At 73.5% G+C, this 18925-nt stretch carries 16 protein-coding genes; 5 read left to right on the top strand and 11 right to left on the bottom strand.

Annotation, left to right across the window (positions count from 1 at the left end; all coding sequences use genetic code 11):
• Complete coding sequence (locus H030_RS0117205) at positions 1-1371, top strand: HD-GYP domain-containing protein (protein WP_027007023.1); 1371 nt, start codon at positions 1-3, stop codon at positions 1369-1371.
• Here the strand turns inward: H030_RS0117205 and H030_RS37360 are convergent, their stop codons facing one another.
• A complete protein-coding gene (locus tag H030_RS37360) occupies positions 1372-2829 on the bottom strand; it encodes an SCP2 sterol-binding domain-containing protein (RefSeq protein WP_051222980.1) in 1458 nt (485 codons plus the stop codon).
• Positions 2826-2996 (bottom strand): hypothetical protein, encoded by a 171-nt coding sequence (locus H030_RS39175; RefSeq protein ID WP_155892113.1) that lies wholly within the window; start codon positions 2994-2996, stop codon positions 2826-2828. The genes H030_RS37360 and H030_RS39175 overlap by 4 nt, the downstream gene beginning before the upstream one ends.
• Positions 2997-3023: 27 nt before the next feature.
• Here H030_RS39175 and H030_RS0117190 point away from each other — a divergent pair, with 27 nt between their 5' ends.
• From H030_RS0117190 to H030_RS37355, 3 genes are all read left to right on the top strand, one after another.
• On the top strand, positions 3024-3773 hold the full coding sequence (locus tag H030_RS0117190) for a DUF72 domain-containing protein (RefSeq protein WP_027007022.1): 750 nt from the start codon (positions 3024-3026) through the stop codon (positions 3771-3773).
• A gap of 61 nt (positions 3774-3834) precedes the next feature.
• Complete coding sequence (locus tag H030_RS32995) at positions 3835-4212, top strand: ATP-binding protein (protein WP_051222978.1); 378 nt, start codon at positions 3835-3837, stop codon at positions 4210-4212.
• Positions 4213-4263: 51 nt separating this feature from the next.
• Positions 4264-6423 (top strand): diguanylate cyclase, encoded by a 2160-nt coding sequence (locus H030_RS37355; RefSeq protein WP_051222976.1) that lies wholly within the window; start codon positions 4264-4266, stop codon positions 6421-6423.
• Here H030_RS37355 and H030_RS0117175 read toward each other — a convergent pair.
• From H030_RS0117175 to H030_RS37350, 6 genes are all read right to left on the bottom strand, one after another.
• Positions 6405-7514: a zinc-binding dehydrogenase gene (locus H030_RS0117175; protein ID WP_027007021.1), complete on the bottom strand. Its 1110-nt coding sequence runs from the start codon at positions 7512-7514 to the stop codon at positions 6405-6407. The two genes, H030_RS37355 and H030_RS0117175, sit on opposite strands and share 19 nt — an antisense overlap.
• A 31-nt stretch (positions 7515-7545) precedes the next feature.
• Positions 7546-7959, bottom strand: coding sequence for an acyl-CoA thioesterase (locus tag H030_RS0117170; protein ID WP_027007020.1), 414 nt, complete (start codon positions 7957-7959; stop codon positions 7546-7548).
• The gene (locus H030_RS0117165; RefSeq protein WP_231398465.1) at positions 7956-8777 is read right to left on the bottom strand and encodes an alpha/beta fold hydrolase; all 822 of its coding nucleotides are present in this window, start codon (positions 8775-8777) and stop codon (positions 7956-7958) included. The genes H030_RS0117170 and H030_RS0117165 overlap by 4 nt, the downstream gene beginning before the upstream one ends.
• 129 nt (positions 8778-8906) lie before the next feature.
• Entirely contained in the window at positions 8907-9158 is a 252-nt protein-coding gene (locus tag H030_RS0117160) for a hypothetical protein (protein WP_155892112.1), read from the bottom strand.
• Between the two features lie 103 nt (positions 9159-9261).
• Positions 9262-10911 (bottom strand): hypothetical protein, encoded by a 1650-nt coding sequence (locus H030_RS0117155; protein ID WP_027007017.1) that lies wholly within the window; start codon positions 10909-10911, stop codon positions 9262-9264.
• A gap of 30 nt (positions 10912-10941) precedes the next feature.
• Positions 10942-13251: a PAS domain S-box protein gene (locus H030_RS37350; RefSeq protein WP_196809169.1), complete on the bottom strand. Its 2310-nt coding sequence runs from the start codon at positions 13249-13251 to the stop codon at positions 10942-10944.
• Between the two features lie 331 nt (positions 13252-13582).
• On the opposite strand from H030_RS37350, the gene H030_RS32980 reads away from it, so the two are divergent.
• The gene (locus H030_RS32980; protein ID WP_035127876.1) at positions 13583-13996 is read left to right on the top strand and encodes a DUF7144 family membrane protein; all 414 of its coding nucleotides are present in this window, start codon (positions 13583-13585) and stop codon (positions 13994-13996) included.
• 49 nt (positions 13997-14045) lie between these two features.
• Here the strand turns inward: H030_RS32980 and H030_RS37345 are convergent, their stop codons facing one another.
• From H030_RS37345 to H030_RS0117130, 3 genes are all read right to left on the bottom strand, one after another.
• Positions 14046-14762 (bottom strand): Crp/Fnr family transcriptional regulator, encoded by a 717-nt coding sequence (locus tag H030_RS37345; RefSeq protein WP_027007016.1) that lies wholly within the window; start codon positions 14760-14762, stop codon positions 14046-14048.
• Between the two features lie 76 nt (positions 14763-14838).
• Positions 14839-17178, bottom strand: coding sequence for an arylsulfatase (locus tag H030_RS0117135; RefSeq protein WP_027007015.1), 2340 nt, complete (start codon positions 17176-17178; stop codon positions 14839-14841).
• A 12-nt stretch (positions 17179-17190) separates the two neighbouring features.
• Positions 17191-18885, bottom strand: coding sequence for a SulP family inorganic anion transporter (locus tag H030_RS0117130; RefSeq protein WP_027007014.1), 1695 nt, complete (start codon positions 18883-18885; stop codon positions 17191-17193).
• Positions 18886-18925: the final 40 nt, after the last annotated feature.

Here is an 18925-nt window from a genome sequence, read left to right as displayed (position 1 = left end):
GTGGAGATCAGGCTGTCCGATGTCGTTGGGGCGCTGTCGCACGCCCTGGACATCACGGGCGGCCAGCCGCGCGGGCACGCCGAACGCACGTGCCTGATCGCGATGGAGATCGCAGCGCGCGCCGGACTGGACGCCGACGCGCGCTCCACCCTCTTCTACGCCGCCCTGCTCAAGGACGCCGGCTGCTCCTCGACCGCCGCGCGCGTCGCCCACCTCTACGACGGCGACGACACGATCGCGAAGTCCCACCGCCGTCGCGTCGACTTCGCCGACACGCCCGACGCGCTCGCCCACCTCGTCCGGACCGTCGCCCTCGGCCGCTCGCCGTGGCGGCGCGCCCGCGCGATCGCCCGGATCCTGAGCGTCGGCCGCGAGGGCTCGCGCGGGATCGTCGAGCTGCGCTGCGACCGCGGCGCCGCCGTCGCCCGTGCCGTCGGGCTGGAGGAGGACGCGGCGGTCGCGATCCTCCACATCGACGAGCGCTGGGACGGGCGCGGCGCGCCCACCGGCCTCGCCGGTGAGGACATCTCCGTGCTTGCGCGCGTGCTGGCGCTGGCGCAGTGCGCCGCGGTCTTCTGGGCCGACGGCGGCGGCGCGAGCGCCGCCTGCGCGATCGCCCGCCAGCGCCGCGGCACGTGGTTCGACCCGGCGCTCGTCGATGTCCTGACGAGCTTCGAGGACGAGCGCGCGTTCTGGGGCACGCTGATCGAGCCCTACGTCGGCGCCGTCGAGCCCGAGCACCACGTCGTCCTGGCCGACGACGAGCGGATCGACCGCGTCGCCAGGGGCTTCGCGACCGTGATCGACGCCAAGTCGCCGTTCACCGCGCGCCACAGCGACGGCGTCGCGAGCATCGCCGCGGGCCTGGCCAGGACGATGGGTCTCGGCGCGGACGACGCGCGCGCCCTGCACCGCGCGGGCCTGCTGCACGACGTCGGCAAGCTCGGCGTGTCGTCGGCGATCCTCGACAAGCCCGGCAAGCTCACGAACGCCGAGTGGTCGGCGATGCGACGCCATCCGGAGTGGTCGCTGCAGATCCTCCAGCGGATCCCCGCGTTCCTGGAGCTCGCGCACATCGCCGCCGCCCACCACGAACGCCTGGACGGCTCCGGCTACTACCGCGGCCTGCGCGGCGAGCACCTCGACCGTCCCGCGCGGATCCTCGCGGTCGCCGACGTCGCCGAGGCGCTGTCCTCCGACCGCCCCTACCGCGAGGCGCTGGGCCCGGACGAGGTCCTGGGCATCATGCGCCGCGACGCGGGCACCGCGCTGGACGCCGAGGCGTTCGCCGCGCTCGAGGAGCTGCTGCCGGCCTGGAGCGCGGCCCAGCAGCAGCAGGCCGCGCCGCCGAGCACGGCGATCGCGGCGTAGCTACCGCGCCCAGCTCGGCAGCACGTCCCACGCGTCGATGCGCAGGTGCTTGAGCACCGCCAGGACGCGCAGCGTCGGGCCGAGCGGCTCGGTCGAGACCAGGTCGCCGCAGCGCAGCGCGCTGGCCGGGTCGAGCTTGCCGATGAACCAGCGGTAGGCGTCCTCGGCGCTGCAGGACAGCTCGATCCCGGGCTCCGCGGCGCGGGCCGCGTCGTCGCCGAGCAGGCGCGCGCCGCCGCCGGTGAGGTCGAGCCCGACCAGCGCGTCCGGCCCGCTCAGAGCAAAGCGTACAACTTGGTCGACGCCGCCCAGCCGCGCGCGCAGCTCCGGGTCGCCGGCCAGCGCGTCCCGGAGCCGGCCGCCCAGCTCCAGCCGGACCGCCTCGGCGTCGGCGAAGCGCGGCACCTCGCGCTCGGCGCGCAGGTGCGCGAGCACGTCGGCGGCGTTGCGCACCGGCGGCAGCGCGCGCAGGCGCTCCAGGCGGACGTCGGCGAACGCGTCGCCGCGGGCCGCGTCGCGCTCCAGGACCGCGGCGTAGTGGCGGTCGGCGACGGCGCCCCAGGTCACGGCTGACGCCTCGGCGTCCCAGGCGCGCGGCGCGAGCCGCAGCAGCCAGCCGGCGCCCTCGGGGTCGCGCGCGAGCAGGCCCGGATCGGCCGCCAGCCGCGGGTTGACGGCCAGGACCGAGCCGCCGACCGGCGCCCAGACGCCGAACGTCCCGGACGGCGAGCGCAGCGTCGCGACGAGGTCGCCGGCCTCCAGCGACGCGCCCGGCTGCGGGAGCGTCAGCGCCGGCTCGGCGACCAGGCCGCCCGCGAGCGCGCGCGTGACGCCGACGACGACCGCGCCCAGCGCGGTCTCGACCCACAGGTGCGCGTCGAGCGCGATGCCGCGGGCGGCGGTCCCGAACGCGGCCGGGTCGACCGCGGGGATCCGCGTGGCGATCGGCGCGCCGGCCGGTTGGCCCCGGCGCCGCGGCCACGCGGGCGCGGGCGCCACGAAGTCGTCGGGCAGCGCCGCGCCGTGGCGCAGCGCCTCGTCGCTCAGGCGATCCGCCGCGACCAGCGGGACGCCGTAGCGCTCCGCGGCGCGCGCGAGCGCCTCGCGTTGCTCGTAGCCCGCGCGGTCCGGCAGCGCGAGCGCGGTCACGCACGCGTGCTCGGCACGGAAGCCGGTCCGGTGCACCTCCAGCTCACCCCACGCCGCGATCGCGCCCACGGCCTGGTCGGCGCGGAAGTCCAGCCGCCGGTCCGCCGGATCGGTCAGCGCGTAGAGCCCGCACATGCAGTCGCCGACCGGCGGCGCATGGCGGACATCGCGCGCGCAGACCGCCGTGTTGACGCCCGGCTGCCACGGCAGCGCGGTGAACGTCCACGGCCTCAGCTGCCCATCGTCCTCGATGTGCCACGCGCGGTAGCCGACGACGGCCTCGACGAGGTCAGGCGCCTCGTCGTTCACGCGGGGACCGGCTCGCGGTCCGGTGCCGCGGGCGCGTCGCGGTCCGGCTCACGCTCCGCCGGTGCGGCCTCGCGCGCAGGCTCCTCGCGGCGGGCCGGCGCGGGCAGGCGCAACGGCTCGACGCGGATGCGTCGCGAGGGACCGGGCAGATCGAGGCAGACCGTCACGGCGCCGGAGGGTACGTCCCGGACCAGATGGCATCGATCCGCATCGGCTGCTCCGGCTGGAACTACCGCTCCTGGGCCGGCGACTTCTACCCACCGAGGTGCCCGCAGCGGCTCTGGCTGGAGCACTACGCGACGGCGTTCGACACGGTCGAGATCAACACCACCTTCTACCGCCTGCCCAGGCGCGACGCGGTCGCGCGGTGGGTCGAGCAGACGCCCGACGGGTTCCTGTTCACGGTCAAGGCCTCGCGCTACCTGACCCACATGAAGCGCCTGACCGACATGGGCCCGGGCGTCGACAAGCTCTGGGAGCGCCTGGAGCCGCTGACCGAGTCCACGAAGGGCGGCCCGATCCTGTGGCAGCTGCCGCCGAACTTCAGGCGCGACGACGAGCGCCTGAGCGCCGCGCTGGACCAGCTCCCGCCCGGCCAGCACCACGCGTTCGAGTTCCGACACCCGTCCTGGTTCGAGGCCGGCGCGCCCACGCTGGAGCTCCTACGGCAGCACGGCGTCGCGCTCGTCATCGGCGACCGCCCCGAGGTCCACGCGTTCCAGCCGCTCGACGCGATCACCGCCGACTTCACGCTCGTGCGCTTCCACCACGGCAGCCGCGGGCGCCGCGGCAACTACTCGGAGACCGAGATCGCCGAGTGGGCCGAGCGGATCGGATCGTGGCGGCGCGCCGGAACCAGCGTCTTCGCGTACTTCAACAACGACTGGGAGGGCTTCGCGCCCCGCAACGCCGCCCGCCTGCAGCAGCTTGTGCAGGCCATGTAGACGTTTGATCCGCGGCCGATGAGGAACAACACACGCCAGGCTCCGAGCCCTGTCCCCGCCCGTGCCCCAGCAGCTGACCGTCGACATCGCCCGCGATCGCACCGCACCCGCCGCCGCCCGGCGCGCCGTGGAGCGCTTCGACAGCCTCGCGGCCGACGTGGTCCCGGACGTCAAGCTGCTCGTCTCCGAGCTGATCACCAACGCGGTCAAGTACGGCAGCGACGGCGAGGTCACGCTGATCCTGACCTCCGAGGCGCCGGACCACGTCCACGTCGAGGTCGTCGACCAGGGCTCCGGCTTCGTCCCCGTCGCCCGCGCCCGGCCGAAGACCGAGCCCGGCGGCTGGGGCCTGCACATGGTCGAGTCGCTGACCCAGCGCTGGGGCGTCCGCGAGGGCAGCACCCACGTGTGGTTCGAGATCGACCGCCGCAGCGCCTAGTTCCTCCAAGAACCTCAAGCACCCCCGTGTGACACCGATCACACGGGAGACATGGGCCGCCAGGTCGATCGCCTCGCCGCGCATCTCCGCTCGTCGCCGGACGCGGAGCGGCCGCTGGCGGGCCAGATCGGCGGCGGGCTGTGGCTGATCGCCGCCGTCGCGACGTTCGTGCTCCCGTTCTTCCCGCAGGTCGACACGCCGCTGTGGCCGTGGCCGGCGCTGTGGACGCTCGGCGCGGTCGCGTGGGGCCTCTGCGCGATCTTCGTCATCGACTGGCGCCGCGCGCCCGGCTGGGTCCTGCCCGCCGCCGCCGCGGCCGCGGTCGTCGTGATCGCCGCGATCACGCTCGTGACCGGCGGGACCGACTCGCCCGCGCGGCTCTACATCTTCTTCGCGCTCGTCTACGCCGGCTGCTTCATCCAGCCGCGCCCCGCGCTCGCGCTGATCGTCGCCTGCGCGGCGTCCTGGGCGCTGCCCGTCGTCGGCGACCGCGGCGTCCCCGCCGCGCTCGGCGAGCTGGCGATGGCGCTCCCGATCTTCGTCGTCGTCGGCGGCCTGCTGATGCTCGGCCGCGAGCTGCTCGTCCGGATGTACGACGACGCCGCCAAGCTCTCGGAGGAGCACCACGCGCTGCGCTCGATCGCGACCGCGGTCGCCTCCGGCGCCGCGACCGACGTCGTCTGCTCGCTCGCCGCCGAGCAGGCCGCCAAGCTGCTCGGCGCCCAGGGCGGCGGGATCCTGCGCTTCGACCCCGACGACATGCTCACCGCGGTCGGCACCTGGCAGGACGGCGACGGCCCGCGCGTCGCGCCCGGCGCGCGCTTCCCGATCCAGGCCGGGACGCCGACCGCCAAGATCCGCAGCGAGGGCCGCTCGGTCCGGATCGACGCCGACACGCGCGCCTCGCACGAGGCGCCGACGCTGCGCGAGACCGGCTTCGTCTCGCTCGCGGGCACGCCGATCCACGTGCGCGGCAGGCTCTGGGGCGCGGTCGTCGTCACGGGCCGCAGGATCGCCGCGTTCCCCGACGACACCGAGCACCACCTCGCCGAGTTCGCCGAGCTGATCGGGATGGCGGTCGCCAACACCGAGGAGGTCGCGCGCCTCGAGGCCGACGCGACCACCGACCCGCTGACCGGCCTCGCCAACCACCGCGCGTTCCAGGAACGCCTGCGCGCGGAGCTGGCGCGCGCGGCCCGCCACGCCGGCGGCGTCGCGGTGGCGCTCGTCGACGTCGACAACTTCAAGGCCGTCAACGACGCGGGCGGCCACGCGATCGGCGACGAGGTCCTGCGCACGGTCGCCGCGACGCTGCGCGAGCACCTCCGGGCCGAGGACGTCCTGGCCCGCGTCGGCGGCGACGAGTTCGCCGTCCTGCTCCCGCAGTCCAGCGCCGAGACCGCCCAGCAGGCGCTGGAGCGCGCGCGCCGCGCGGTCGAGCGCACCGATCACGCGGGCGGGGCGCGGGTGACGATCTCGGTCGGCGTCTGCGACATCGTCCACGCCGACGACGCCGAGCGGATCACGCGCTTCGCCGACGGCGCGCTGTACTGGTCCAAGGAGCACGGGCGCAACCGCGTCTCGGTCTACGACCCCGCGACGATCCAGGAGCTGAGCGCGGTCGAGCGGATCGGCGTGCTGCAGCGCTCGCAGGCGCTGGCGGGGATCCGCGCGCTGGCGCGGGCGATCGACGCGCGCGATCCCTCGACGCACGAGCACTCCGAGCGCGTCGCGACGCTCGCCGCGCGGCTGGCGGAGGCGCGCGGCTGGAGCACCGACCGCGTGGCGCTGCTGCACGAGGCGGCGCTCGTCCATGACGTCGGGAAGATCGGGATCCCGGACGCGATCCTGCTGAAGCCGTCGCGGCTGACCGACGAGGAGTACGCGGTCATCAAGACGCACGCCGAGCTGAGCGCGCGGATGGTGGAGGAGATCCTGTCGCCCGAGCAGGTCGAGTGGATCCTCGGCCACCACGAGCGGCCGGACGGGCGCGGCTACCCGCGCGGGCTGGTGGCTTCGGAGCTGAGCGAGGGCGCGGCGCTGCTCGCCGCGGCCGACGCGTTCGACGTGATGGTCTCGGCGCGGCCGTACTCCGCCGAGCGCTCGGCCGACGACGCGCTGGCGGAGTGCCGGGAGCTCGTCGGCGCGCAGTTCACCCCTGAGGCGGTGGCGGCGCTGGAGGCCGTCAACGCCTACATGATCACGGCCTGACGCACGGCGGCGCCGGCGGCGAGGCGGTCGAAGCCCTCGTTGATGTCGTCGAGGGCGATGCGGTGCGTGAGCAGCTCGTCGACCGGCAGCTCGCCGTTCTTGTAGGCCTGCACGAAGTGCGGGATGTCGCGCTTGGGGACGCACGAGCCGAGGTAGCTGCCCTTCAGCGTGCGCTCCTCGGTGACGAGGCTGACGGCCTGGATGTCGAGGCGCTGCTCGGGGTGCGGGAGGCCGACGGTGACGGTCGTGCCGCCGCGGCGGGTCGCCTCGTAGGCCTGGGCCAGGACGCGGGCGTTGCCGACGGTCTCGATGACCTTTTCGCCCCCGCCGCCGGTCGCCTCGCGGATCGCCTCGACCGCGCTGTCGTTCGCGTGGATCGGGGTGGCGCCGAGGCGCGCGGCGTGGTCGAGCTTGTCCTGGACGACGTCGACCGCGATGACCTCGGAGGCGCCCGCCATCCTGGCGCCGAGCAGCGCGGCGAGGCCGACGCCGCCGAGGCCGAAGACGACCACGCGGTCGTCCGGTTGCACCTGCGCGGAGTTGACCGCGGCGCCGACGCCGGTCAGGACCGCGCAGCCGAACAGCGCGGCGATCTCGTAGGGCAGGTCGGCGTCGACCTTGACCGCGGACGCCGCGGAGACCACGACGTGGTCGGCGAAGGCGGAGACGCCCAGGTGATGGTGGAACGGCGCGTCCCAGCGGCGGCCGCCGCCGAGCAGCGTGCCGGCCGCGTTGGCGGCAGCGCCTGGCTCGCAGAGCGCGGCGCGCCCGGCGCGGCAGGGGCCGCAGTCGCCGCAGGTGGGGACGAAGCTCAGGACGACGTGGTCGCCGGTGGCGAAGCCGGGCGTGTCGCCGCCGCTCGCGACGACCTCGCCGGCCGCCTCGTGGCCGAGGACCATCGGCATCACGCGCGGGCGCGAGCCGTCGATCACCGAGAGGTCGGAGTGACACAGGCCGGCGGCGCCGACCTTGACGAGCAGCTCGCCCGGTCCGGGCGGCGCCAGCTCGAGCTCGACGATCTCCAGCGGCGCCGAGTCGGCGTACGGCTTCGGCCGCCCCATCTCGCGCAGCACCGCGCCCCGGACCTTCATGTGGTGAACCGTAGCGAGCGTTCTACGCGAGTCATACGGCGATCGCCTCCAGCGCGCCGCGGATCGGATCGGGGATCGGGACCGGGCGGCGCGACGCGCGGTCCACGAAGACGTGCACGAACCAGCCGGTGGCGGCGGGCGTCTGGTCCGCGCCGTAGAGGCCGATCTCGTACTTGACGGAGGACTTGCCCAGGTGGCCGACGCGCAGGCCCGCGCTGACCGCTTCCGGGAACACGAGCGCGGCGGTGAACTTGCACTGCGACTCGGCGCAGAGGCCGATCGCGTCGCCGTTGAGGATGTCCAGGCCGCCCGTGTTGATGAGGTACTCGTTGATGATGGTGTCGAAGAACGCGTAGTACTGGACGTTGTTGACGTGGCCGTAGACGTCGTTGTCGTACCAGCGCGTCGGGATCGTCAGCGTGTGCTTGTAGTCGTTCAGGCTCATGCGTCGTTGTTGTGCTGGTCCATCAGGCGGCGGACGGCCGCGTCGTCGACGTGCGCCGGCGTGGTCGTCGAGATGAAGTCGTCGAGGAGGGCGACGAAGCGCTCGGGGTCGTCGTTGAACGGGAAGTGCCCGGCGCCCTCGAAGACCTCGAAGCGGCTGCCGGGCATCTGCTCGTGGGCGCCGCGGCCGTGGGCGAGCGGGATGATCCGGTCCCTGCTGCCCCAGACCAGGAGCGTCGGGATCGACGACGCGAGGTAGAGCCGGTCGCGGGCGTCGACGCGCTGGCCGGCCGGGTCGATCACCGCGCGCGCGGTGTGCAGGAACGCGCGCCGCGCGCTGGCGTCACCGAGCGACTCGAAGCCCTCGACGAGGCCGCGGACATCCGCGTTGGCCTTCAACCCCAACTTGCCCAGGACCCCGCCCGCGAGCGCGCCCGCACCCCGGACCGGCGACGAGAACAGCAGCGGCAGCACGTAGTCGCTGCCCGGCAGGGTCGCGGCGCGCAGCGCCAGCGCGACCTCACCGCCGAGCCCGCCCGAGTCCACGAGGATCAGCCGGTTCAGCCGTTCCGGGAACTGGTAGGCGAACTGCATCGCAACACCACCGCCCAGCGAGTGCCCGACGACGGTCGCCTTCGGGATGTCGAGCGCCACCATCAGGTCCCGCAGGCCCGACGCGTAAGCGCCGAGCGAGTAGTCCCCCCGCGGCTTGGCCGACGTGCCATGCCCCAGCAGATCCGGCGCGATCACCTCATACGACCCACCCAACCCCGGCATGACATCCCGCCACGTCCTGCTGCTCGACGTGATCCCATGCACCAGCAGGACAACCTCCCCCTCACCGACCCTCCGGTAAGTCACAGGATGTCCATGCAGCACGATCTCACTCCTACCGACGGCCGCCACGCCTGCAACATATCGATGTTGCGTTGCGTCAGCGGCGGCGCCCTACGTCAGGTGCCAGCGGCCGTTGGCGTCGCGCCTGGTGCAGTGGAGGCCGTACTTGGCGTAGTCCTTCATGGCGCGGGCGTTGTGCCTGCAGAACTGGCCGCGGGCGATGCACTTGGATTCGCCGGCGATGCGGGCCTGGGTGCAGGCGATGTGGGCGATGGGTGACGGCGGTGTGGGTGTCGCGGTTGCGGCTGCCGTCGGCAGGGCGAGGGCCGAGGCTGCTGCAGCGATCAGGAGGAGTCGACGCATGGCGCGGCACCGTACCGCCTGCATTGCCACAGCGCTCTGAGACCTGGACCATCGGTGGGGCGAATGTCGGACCCCGTGACCCTCCGTGCGCGCGCGTGTACCCCTAGGGCGCGGGGAAGGCGGTCGTCTGCCCCGGGTAGACGATCCTGCCCTGCGGCGAGTCGAGCGACACCGCGTAGGTGCCGGCCGGCGCTGAGGCGGGTGCGGTCAAGGTGTAGGTGCTGCCGTCGGGGCTGACCGCGGCGGTGCTCACGGGATCCTCGGTGTAGCGGTCGAAGCAGCCGCTGGGCACGCCGGTCTGGGCGGGCGACAGGAGCGAGCCGGACAGGCCGACGGTGCTGTTGCAGATGCGCTCGAGCTTGCGGTCCAGGCGGACCTTGCGGCCGGGCTGCGCGGGCGTGATCGACCCGGTGACCTGGAGGCGGCCGTCGGCCAACCGCGTCGCGCTCGCGGTCATGTGGACGAAGGAACGGACGAGGATCGTGCGGTCGTTGGGGATCGGGACCGTGCCGCCGCTGGTGTCGGCGACCGCGCTGATGAGCCGCGCCGCAGCGACCGGGGCGGGGATCCGCAGCGCCACGACGCCGCCGGCGTCGGTGGTCCCGCTGACGCCGCTGTCCGTCGGCGTCGTGGACGACGTCACGTCCTCCTCGACCGCGTCCAGCAGCCGCACGCGCACGCCGGGGACCGGCACCGGCGTGCCGACCTGCGCGGTCCGGGTGACCGCCTGGCGGGTGAGCGTCGCGACCGCGCTCGGGTCGCTGTCGACGTACACCGGCTGCGGCGAGACGTCGAGCGTGAGCTGCGGGATCAACAGCCGCGACCCCGTCGCGGCCCACGGGTCGCCGCCCGCCACCACGACGCACGGGCAACCGCCCGCGCTCTCATAGGCGTTGATCTGGTTGTAGTACGTGATCCCGCGGTCGCGCGCGAAGCCGCCCTCGAGCCTGACGAACGCGCGCGCCTCGCTGCTCGCGCCCCTCCCGCTCAAGCTGTAGCGGTTGAACACGTTCGCCTGCCGGATCCCGCCGCGCGCCGTGAACAGGTGGGCGCCATCGAGCGCGACCGACCCGATGTAGTTGCTCTCCTCCCCCTGCGCCTCGCGCTGCAGCGTCCGCGACGGGCCGCCGCTCCACCGGATCACGCGCGCCTCGGTCGCGCCGCTGCCAGACGTCACCGGCGGCGAAGCCAGCACCGCCACGTACCCCGACGCCACGTCGAGCTGCGTGATCTTCGCGCAGTGCCCGCGGTCCAGCCGCCGGGCCGACGCGCTCGGCAGCGTCCGGACGTACGGCACGTCGCACCTGCCGGACCGCAAGGTGTAGGCCAACCGCGACCCGTCGACCGCCACCGCCGGCGACCCGCCACCGCCGTACGGGATGTGCGCGACCACGCGCGCCAGCCCGGTCCGCGACCCGCGCAGGAGCGCCGAGCGCACCGCGCAGTGGTGGGTCCGCGTCGAGCACGACTCCGCCCACGCCACCTGCGCGCCGCCGCCACCGCGGCGCGTCCCGACGTCGAACGGCGCCGACGACGGCGGCCTCAGCGCCGTGACCTGCGGCCCGCCGTTCCCGGCGCGCGCCAGCAGCAGCCCGTCGTCGCGCCGCCACGCCGCCCACCCCGCGTCCGCGGAGATCCCGGTGCCCTTGGCGACCGTCCCGACCGCGACGTCAGCGCGCGCCGCGCCCGCCGGAGCCACGACACCGACAAGCACCAACACCAGCGAGAAGAACCTGCGCGCAGAGCGGACCATGTCCCCTCAACTGCCCGCGCGGCCCCAAGGTCACGTCAGGCTGTCCGCATGCGGCCCGTGGACCCGGACGCCATCGCGCCCCGCGTCCTTCGCCGCGTACATCGCGCGGTCGGCGTCGATCATCAGCCCCTCGGCGCTCAGCTCGCCGGAGGCGCCGGACTCCACGACCGCCACGCCCACCGACGCCGTCACGCCCGCGTCCAGCCCCCGGACCACGTCGACCAGCGCCCGCCCCACCAGCTCGGCGGCCTCGCAGCACTCCATCGGCAGCAGCACCGCGAACTCGTCGCCGCCCAGCCGGGCGAGCACGTCGGTCTCCCGCAGCCGGTCGCCCAAGGCGCCCGCCACCCGCACCAGCAGCGCGTCGCCCGCGTGATGGCCCAGCGTGTCGTTGACGTCCTTGAACCCGTCGAGGTCCAGCAGCAGCAGCGCGCCCGCCGCGCCGTAGCGCCGCACCCGCGCCACGTGCGCCTCCAAGGACTCCTCGAACGCACGCCGGTTCAGCAGCCCGGTCAGCGTGTCGTGGTCGGCGAGGTGGCGCAGCCGCGCCTCGTACTCCCGCCGCTCGGTCACGTCCTGCATCTGCCCGAGCACGTGCAGCGGCGTGCCCGCCGCGTCCCGGACCAGCGTCGCCTGCGCGAGCACCCACGCCTCGTGGCCGTCAGGACCGACGAGCCGGTGCTCGGTCCGGACGTCGCCGTCGCCGACCGCCGCCAGCGTCGCGACGACCAGCGCCCGGTCGTCCTCGTGCACGATCTCCAGCGGCCCGAACGCCAGCAGCTCGTCGGCGCCGAAGCCCGACAGCTCGCACAGCGCGTCGTTGACGCGCAGGAAGCGCCCGTCCAGCGTCGCCAGGAACATCCCGAACGGCGCGCGGTCGAACGCGACCTCGAAGCGCCGCTCGGCGGCGCGCTGCTCGGTGACGTCCCGCGCGACGACCAGCGCCCCCGCGATCTGCCCCTGCAGCCCGAGGTGCGGCGCGACCGTCAGCTCCAGCTCGCGCGCGGCCCCGTCCGGACCGCCGCCCGCGGCGGTCACGTTCAGCGTCGACTCCTCGCCGCCCAACGCCATCGACAACGCGGCGTCCAGGACGCCGTACGCCTCGGCCGGCAGCGTGCCGCCCTCGATCAGCCGGCACGACAGCTCGTTGTCATACACCGCTACAACAACTCGCGGGAGGTTCCCGAGCACCAGCCGCAGCTGCTCCTCGCCCTCGCGCAGCGCGTCCTGGGCCTCGCGCAGGTCGGTCACGTCCTGCGAGATGCCCTCGATCCGGATCAGCCTGCCGTCGGCGCCGAGCACCGGCCGGACGCGCGAGTGCAGCACCCGCCGCGCCCCGTCGGTCCGGCGCAGGATCGCCATCTCGAAGTCCGCCGCCTCGCCGTCGCGCGCGGCGCGCGTGATGCCCACCACCGTCGCGCGGTCCTCCGGAGCGACCAGCGTCTCCAACCACTCGCCGAACCCCAGCAGCGGCTGCGACGGGTCCAGCCCGTACAGCCGGCACAGCTCGGGCGACCACACCAGCTCGTCGGTCGCCGCCTCCCAGCGCCAGGACCCGGTCTTGGCCAGCGCCTGCGCGCGCTGCAGCTCGACCGCGGCGGCCAGCTGCTCGGTGATGTCGAAGGTGACGGCCATCGCCTCGCCGCCGACCGGCCGGAACTGCGTCCGGAACGTCCGGCCGCCGCCGCCGACGTGCTCGTGGTCGCGGTCCTCGCCGGCCAGCGCGGCGCGGTAGTGGTCGAGCACGACGCCCTGCCCCGCGCTCTCCAGCAGCGCGGCGGCGTCGCGGCCGACGAGCTCGCCGGCCTCCCACCCCGCGCGCGACAGCGCCTCGCCGGCGGCGACGACAAACTGCAGCTCCTCGTCGACGACCAGCACCGCGGCGTCGGGCAGCGCGGCGATCAGGTTGCGGTTGCGCTCCTCGGAGCGGCGCAGGCGCATGCGGTCCTCGCGCCGGCGCAGCGCGTAGCGCACGGCGCGGGCCAGCATCGGCCCGTCGATCTCGTGCTTGACCAGGAAGTCGGTGACGCCCGCGCGCTCGGCCTCTTCATCCAGGGCCGGGTCGGACATGCCGGTCAGCAGGATCACGGCCGCGTCGGGATCGGCGGCCAGCAGCGACCGCGCGCCGTCCAGGCCCTCGCCGTCGGGCAGGCGCTGATCGAGCAGCACGACGTCCGGGCGGTGCTCGGCCAGCGCGGACCGCATCTCGCCCAGCGACGCCGCCTCTTGCACCTCGACGCCGCCGCGCAGCCCGTCCGACAGCCAGATCGCGGCCAGCCCACGGGACGCCGGGACGTCGTCGACGACCAGCACCTTCACCGGAGGCTGCGTGGGGCTCATCACGGTGCCCATCGGCGATTGGCTCCTGGTCCTCGCGTCAGTTGGCGCGTCCGCACTCACCCCCCGACCGCGCGCAGACCCGCCGAAGGGATGAGAGAGATCGTCCTTCCGGACGATGTGCGACGGCGCGCCAGGCTCTACCTTGCCCCGGTCCCGCCCTGCGAACACGCCGCACCACAGGCGCCCCGGGGTTTCAGGAGGAGGAGCAGCGCGCCCACACACACGCGCTCGAACGCGGGCCCGCCGGCGGCTGAGTAGACGGCGGCGGGCCCGGGGCTTCACCCGCCGCGGGGGATCCGCCCTCACCCCCGCGCGCCGGACGATCCGCACCATGGCTACCTCCTCATCGCGGCGCTACGACGACGTCGGCGTCAACGGCTGGCAGGCGTTCGCCGGCGTCATCCTGTTCCTCAACGGCGTCTTCGGCTTCCTCTACGGCCTGGCCGCGGTCCTCAACGACGAGGTCGTCACCGTCGGCGGCGGCACCGGCGTCACGGTCTGGGACTTCACGGCCTGGGGCTGGGTCCAGATGGTCATCGGCGTCCTGATGGCCGCCACCAGCATCGGGCTGTTCATGATGAAGGGCTGGGCGCGCTTCGCGGCCCTCGTCTTCTGCATGATCAACGTGCTGGTGCAGTTCGGGACGATCAGCGCGTTCCCGCTGTGGGCGCTGCTGGTCATCGCGCTCGACATCATCATCATCTACCAGTTGACCACCAACTGGGCCACGGACGACCTCGGCTGAGCGGCGCGCAGCCCCGTTTACCGAGACTTCACGCGGTCTGGGCGCGTAGCTACTCGCTCCCCGCGCCGTCCAGCAGATGCGTCGGGAACGACCCCTTCAACAACCACCCGCCGTCGTCGAGCCGCACTACGTCGCCACGCCGCACCAGCTCGCCGACCGCCTGGCTGACCGTCGGCCGCTGGGCGCCCACGAAGCGGGCCATCATGGTGTGGTTGATCGGCACCGGGACCAGGACGCCGTCGGGCGTCACGCGCCCGAAGCGCTCGGCCAGGCCCCACAGCGACAGCAGCACGCGGTCGTCGATCCGGACCACCTGGTTGATCAGCAGCCGCAGCGACGCGCTCGTCGCCCGCCCCATCACGCGGCCGGTCACCTCGCCCAGCACCGGCGGCCAGCGCGCGGCCTTCTGGGCGAACGTCGCGTCGAGGACGGCCAGCCGGACCGGCTCCAGCGCCTCGAAGCGCAGGTCCGGCGACAGCGGCGCCGCGTGGCGGTCGGTCGGCCAGGCGCGCAGCAGGTCGCCCGGGCCGAGGATCTCCAGCGATGCGCGCTTGCCGACCCGCACGTCGCGCGCCAGCACGCCGTCGAGGATCAGCAGCCCGAGCTCCGCATGCGCGGACTCCCAGGCCCTCAGCGCGTCCCAGCGCCCACGCGGGACGTCGAAGGTCGCGACGACCAGCTCGCGCTCGGCGAGCGCGAACTGGTCCGGATCCAGACCCTGACCAAGGTCGGGATCCTCCTCGAGGACACGTGTTGACCCGTTCATCGGTTCCCCAGTAGATACCGAACGGAGGCGCTCGGCAACCGTCGATCCTCCGACGTTCTGGAGAACGTCGGTGTCTCTAGTCGCGCGCCACCGCCGCCGCGTAGTGCGCTTCGACGTCCACGTAGAGGTCCTCGCCGATGTCGAAGACGACCTTCGCGATCTCCCCACCCCTGAACGCGAAGTGCGTTCCCGCGTAGTCGCTCGTGACCGCGTCGCCGCCGTCGTAGCCGATGCACAGCCCCTCGCCGCAGAGCGAGAAGTGGCCGGTCATCGTCCGGATCTCCTCCTCCGCGACGACCCTGTCGTCGACGTGCAGCCTCAGCGGGCCGTAGGACTCGTGGTGCTCGCCCGTGCGCGCCTTGGTGAACTCGACGCCGAGCACGTGGGCGCCGTCGGACGGGAGGTCGCCGACGACGTGCTGCTCGGGCGGGATGCCGAGGAAGTTGTAGGCGTAGTGCAGCCTGTGGTCCTTGACGTACAGCGCGTGGCCGCCGAAGCGCGAGCCGTGGGCGAAGATCACGCCCTCGCTGTCGCCCGTCAGCTCGACCTCGGCGAGCACCTTGTAGGACACGCCGTGCGTGTTGGCCGCCGAGCGCTCCGGGACCTCGGTCGTCCCCGGGTAGTACGTGTACTTGCCGCTGGGCGGGACCGGGATCTTGAACTCCATCGCCAGGAACTTCTCGAGGTCCTTGCCGACGACCATCATGTCGTTGAGCGGCAGCACGTTGTTGGCCTTGGCCTCGGCGAACCACAGGTCGACCAGCTCCCTGAGCTTGTCCGGGTGCTGCTCGGCGAGGTCGACGGCCTCGGCGCGGTCCTCGTCGGTGTGGAAGAGCTGCCACCTGTCGTCGCCGAAGTTGCTCATGCCGGAGATCGGGCCGTGCTCGGTGACGGCCTTCCAGCCCTTGTGCCACAGGCCGCGCTGGCCGAACATCTCGTAGTACTGGGTCTCCTTCTGCGTCGGCGCGCCGGCCGCGTCGAAGGAGTAGCCCATCGAGACGCCGTCCAGGGGCGACTGCGCGTGCCCGTTGACCTCCTCGGGCATCGCGATCCTGCACGCCTCGAGGATCGTCGGGTAGATGTCGGTCGAGTGGTGGTACTGCTCGCGGACCTCGCCGCGCGCCGCGATCCCCTTCGGCCAGTGGATCACCAGGGGGTCGCAGATCCCGCCCTGGTAGGTGTAGCGCTTGAACATCTTGTAGGGCGTCGAGAACCCCACCGCCCAGCCGGTCGGGTAGTGGTTGTAGCCGTCCGGGCCGCCGAGCTTGTCCATCAGCGGCAGGTTGTCCTCGACCTTGTCCGGATAGCCGTTGAAGTACTTGCCCTCGTTGACGGAGCCGTTCGGCGAGCCCTCGCCCGAGGCGCCGTTGTCGGCGCAGTAGAAGATGATGGTGTTGTCCAGCTGCCCGGACTCCTCCAGGTACTCGACGATCCGCCCGACCTGGGCGTCGGTGTATTCGCTGAAGCCCGCGTAGACCTCGGCCATGCGGCAGAAGAGCGCCTTCTCGTCGTCGTCGAGCTCGTCCCACGGACGGACGGCGTCGCCCGGGCCGAACGTGCCCTCGGGCATCGGGTTGATCGGCGTCAGCTCGGTGCCCTCGGGCAGGATCCCGCGCTCGATCATCCGCGGCAGGACCCACTCGCGGTAGGCCTCGTAGCCGTCGTCGAACTTGCCCTTGTACCTGTCGATGTACTCCTGCGGGGCGTGATGGGGCGCGTGGTTGGCGCCCGGGCAGAACCACAGGTACCAGGGCTTGTCGGGCTCGGACTGCTTGGAGTCGCGGATCATCCGCAGCGCCTGATCGGCGAGGTCCCTGGAGAGGTGGTAGCCCTCCTCGGGCGTGTACGGCGCGTCGATGTAGTGGTTGTCCTCGGCGAGGTCGGGATACCAGTTGTTGGTCTCGCCCCCGATGAACCCGTAGAAGCGGTCGTAGCCCATGCCCAGCGGCCACTCCTTCTTCGACGAGCCCTGCGTCCACGCGTCGACCGGCACGTTGTGGTTCTTGCCGACCCAGAACGTGCTGTAGCCCGCGTCGCGCAGGACGTGGGCGATCGTGCCGTTCTCCGGCGGGATGTGCGAGCTGTAGCCCGGGAAGCCGGTCGAGGACTCCGAGATCGACGCGAAGCCGTTGGAGTGGTGGTTGCGACCGGTCAGGAACGTCGAGCGCGTCGGGGAGCAGAGCGCCGTCGTGTGCCACTGCGAGTACGTCAGGCCGTCGTCGGCCAGCCTCTGCAGGGTCGGCATCTCGATCCGCCCGCCGTAGGGCGACCACGCGGCCTGGCCGGTGTCGTCGTAGAGCACGACCAGCACGTTCGGGGCACCCTCGGGCGCGGCGTCGGCGGTGAACGCGCTCCAGTCCGCGACCGAGTCGCGGACGTCCAGCTCGATCCGGCCGTTGAAGGGCTTCTTGGGCATGCCCTGACCCTGCTAGGGCGCGGGGTGATCGCTCGTCACCTCGGGCGGGTGAACCGCCGCGTCGAGCGTCTGGAACAGCGGCGCCAGCGCGGCGGTCCCGGCGCGTTCGAGGACCGCGGCCGCCGGGCGGCGCACCTCGGCGAGGCGCAGGGCGATGCCCTCGCGGGCGAGCTGCCGCGCGAGGTCGCTCAGCGCGTCGGCGCTCTGGACGTCGAGCGTCGTCGACGTCGCGAGGCCGACGACCACGACCTCCGGGCGCGGGTCGGCGGCGATCGCCGCGTCGTACACGGCCGCGCGGACCGCGTCGGCGTTGGGGTACAGCAGCGGCCCGTCGCTGCGCATGACCAGGACCTTCGGATCGACCTGTAGGCCTTGGATGCGGTCGACCCGCCCCCACGCCCCGGACTGCACGTGGCGCCCGAGCACGCCGACCGACGGCCGCGCGAGCCGCTGGATCACGTACACCAGCGACAGGCCCGCGGTGACCACGAGCCCCTGCAGGACGCCGAGCACGAGCACGCCGGTCAGCCCCAGCAGCGCGAACACGATCGCGCTGCGGCGGATCCCCGCGATCCGCCGCAGCTCGGCGACGTCGAGGAAGCTCGACACCGCGACGATCACGATCGCCGCCAGCGTCGCCTGCGGCAGGTGCTCGAACAGCGGCGCCAGGAACGCGCCCGTCAGCAGCAGCAGGCCGGCGCAGACGACGGTCGCGAACTGGCTGCGGCCGCCGGCGCCGTCGGCCGCCGCGGTCTGCGACGCGCCGCCGGACTGGACGAACCCGCTGCAGAAGCCCGCGACCACGTTGCCCGCGCCCATCGCCATCAGGTCGCGGTTGGCGTCGACCTGGTAGTCGTGCTTCATCGCCAGCTGGCGCGCGACGCCGACCGCCTCGGCGCTCAGCACCAGGACGCCGAGCGCGGGCGCGATCAGCGCGGTGATGTCGTGGGCGGAGACGCTCGGGACCGCCGGGTCCGGCAGCGCGTTGGGGATGTCGCCGACGACGTCGACCCCGTGGTCGTCGAGGTGCAGCAGCGCGCTGAGCGCGATCGCCAGCGCGAGCAGGACCAGCGTCGCCGGGACCTTCGGCGCGACGCGCCTGCCGACCACGAGCACCGCGAGCGACCCGGCGCCGACCGCGAGCGTGGTCGTGTGGACGTCGCCGAGGTGGTCGACGAGGTCACGCAGCCGCGGGAAGAAGTTCCCGTCGCCGCCCGGGATGCCCAGCAGCGACGTGAGCTGCGAGATGATGATGGTCAACCCGAGGCCGAACAGGAAGCCGGTCATCACGGGCTTGGACACGAGGTCGGCGACCGCGCCGAGCCTGAGCGCGCCGCCCGCGACGAGCACGACGCCGACGACGATCGCCAGCATCGCGCTGAGCGCGGCGAACGCGGCGACGTCGCCGTGGGCCAGCGGCCCGACGGTCGCGGCCGACAGCGCGCTGGTCGCCGTCGTCGCCGAGACGACGAGCTGGCGCGACGTCCCGAACAGCGCGTAGGCCGCCATCGCGCCGGGCGCGGCCATCAGGCCGGCCTGCGGCGGCAGCCCGGCGATCTGCGCGTAGGCGACCGCCTGGGGCGTGACGACCGACCAGATCACGAGCCCGGCGATCACGTCGGGGCGCAGCCACGAGCGCTCGTAGGACGTCATCCACGGCGGCAGCAGCCGCCGGCGCGGGGTCACGGAGGCTGCGGCGGTCGCCATCGCGGAGCACGTTGCTCGACGGCGGGGTGACCGCGCCTCA

The sequence above is a fragment of the Conexibacter woesei Iso977N genome, from assembly GCF_000424625.1.
Lineage (GTDB): Bacteria > Actinomycetota > Thermoleophilia > Solirubrobacterales > Solirubrobacteraceae > Baekduia > Baekduia woesei_A.
The sequence above is the reverse complement of the archived record's forward strand: the minus strand, read 5'-3'. Positions and strand labels throughout refer to the sequence as shown.

What these genes read in the sequence shown, in the direction of transcription:
- H030_RS0117130 (WP_027007014.1), bottom strand. Translation starts at nt 18,885, where the DNA reads ATGGCGACCGCCGCAGCCTCCGTGACCCCGCGCCGGCGGCTGCTGCCG.
- H030_RS0117160 (WP_155892112.1), bottom strand. Translation starts at nt 9,158, where the DNA reads ATGCGTCGACTCCTCCTGATCGCTGCAGCAGCCTCGGCCCTCGCCCTG.
- H030_RS0117170 (WP_027007020.1), bottom strand. Translation starts at nt 7,959, where the DNA reads ATGAGCCTGAACGACTACAAGCACACGCTGACGATCCCGACGCGCTGG.
- H030_RS32980 (WP_035127876.1), top strand. Translation starts at nt 13,583, where the DNA reads ATGGCTACCTCCTCATCGCGGCGCTACGACGACGTCGGCGTCAACGGC.
- H030_RS37345 (WP_027007016.1), bottom strand. Translation starts at nt 14,762, where the DNA reads ATGAACGGGTCAACACGTGTCCTCGAGGAGGATCCCGACCTTGGTCAG.
- H030_RS0117135 (WP_027007015.1), bottom strand. Translation starts at nt 17,178, where the DNA reads ATGCCCAAGAAGCCCTTCAACGGCCGGATCGAGCTGGACGTCCGCGAC.
- H030_RS0117190 (WP_027007022.1), top strand. Translation starts at nt 3,024, where the DNA reads ATGGCATCGATCCGCATCGGCTGCTCCGGCTGGAACTACCGCTCCTGG.
- H030_RS37350 (WP_196809169.1), bottom strand. Translation starts at nt 13,251, where the DNA reads ATGAGCCCCACGCAGCCTCCGGTGAAGGTGCTGGTCGTCGACGACGTC.
- H030_RS0117155 (WP_027007017.1), bottom strand. Translation starts at nt 10,911, where the DNA reads ATGGTCCGCTCTGCGCGCAGGTTCTTCTCGCTGGTGTTGGTGCTTGTC.
- H030_RS0117175 (WP_027007021.1), bottom strand. Translation starts at nt 7,514, where the DNA reads ATGAAGGTCCGGGGCGCGGTGCTGCGCGAGATGGGGCGGCCGAAGCCG.
- H030_RS37355 (WP_051222976.1), top strand. Translation starts at nt 4,264, where the DNA reads ATGGGCCGCCAGGTCGATCGCCTCGCCGCGCATCTCCGCTCGTCGCCG.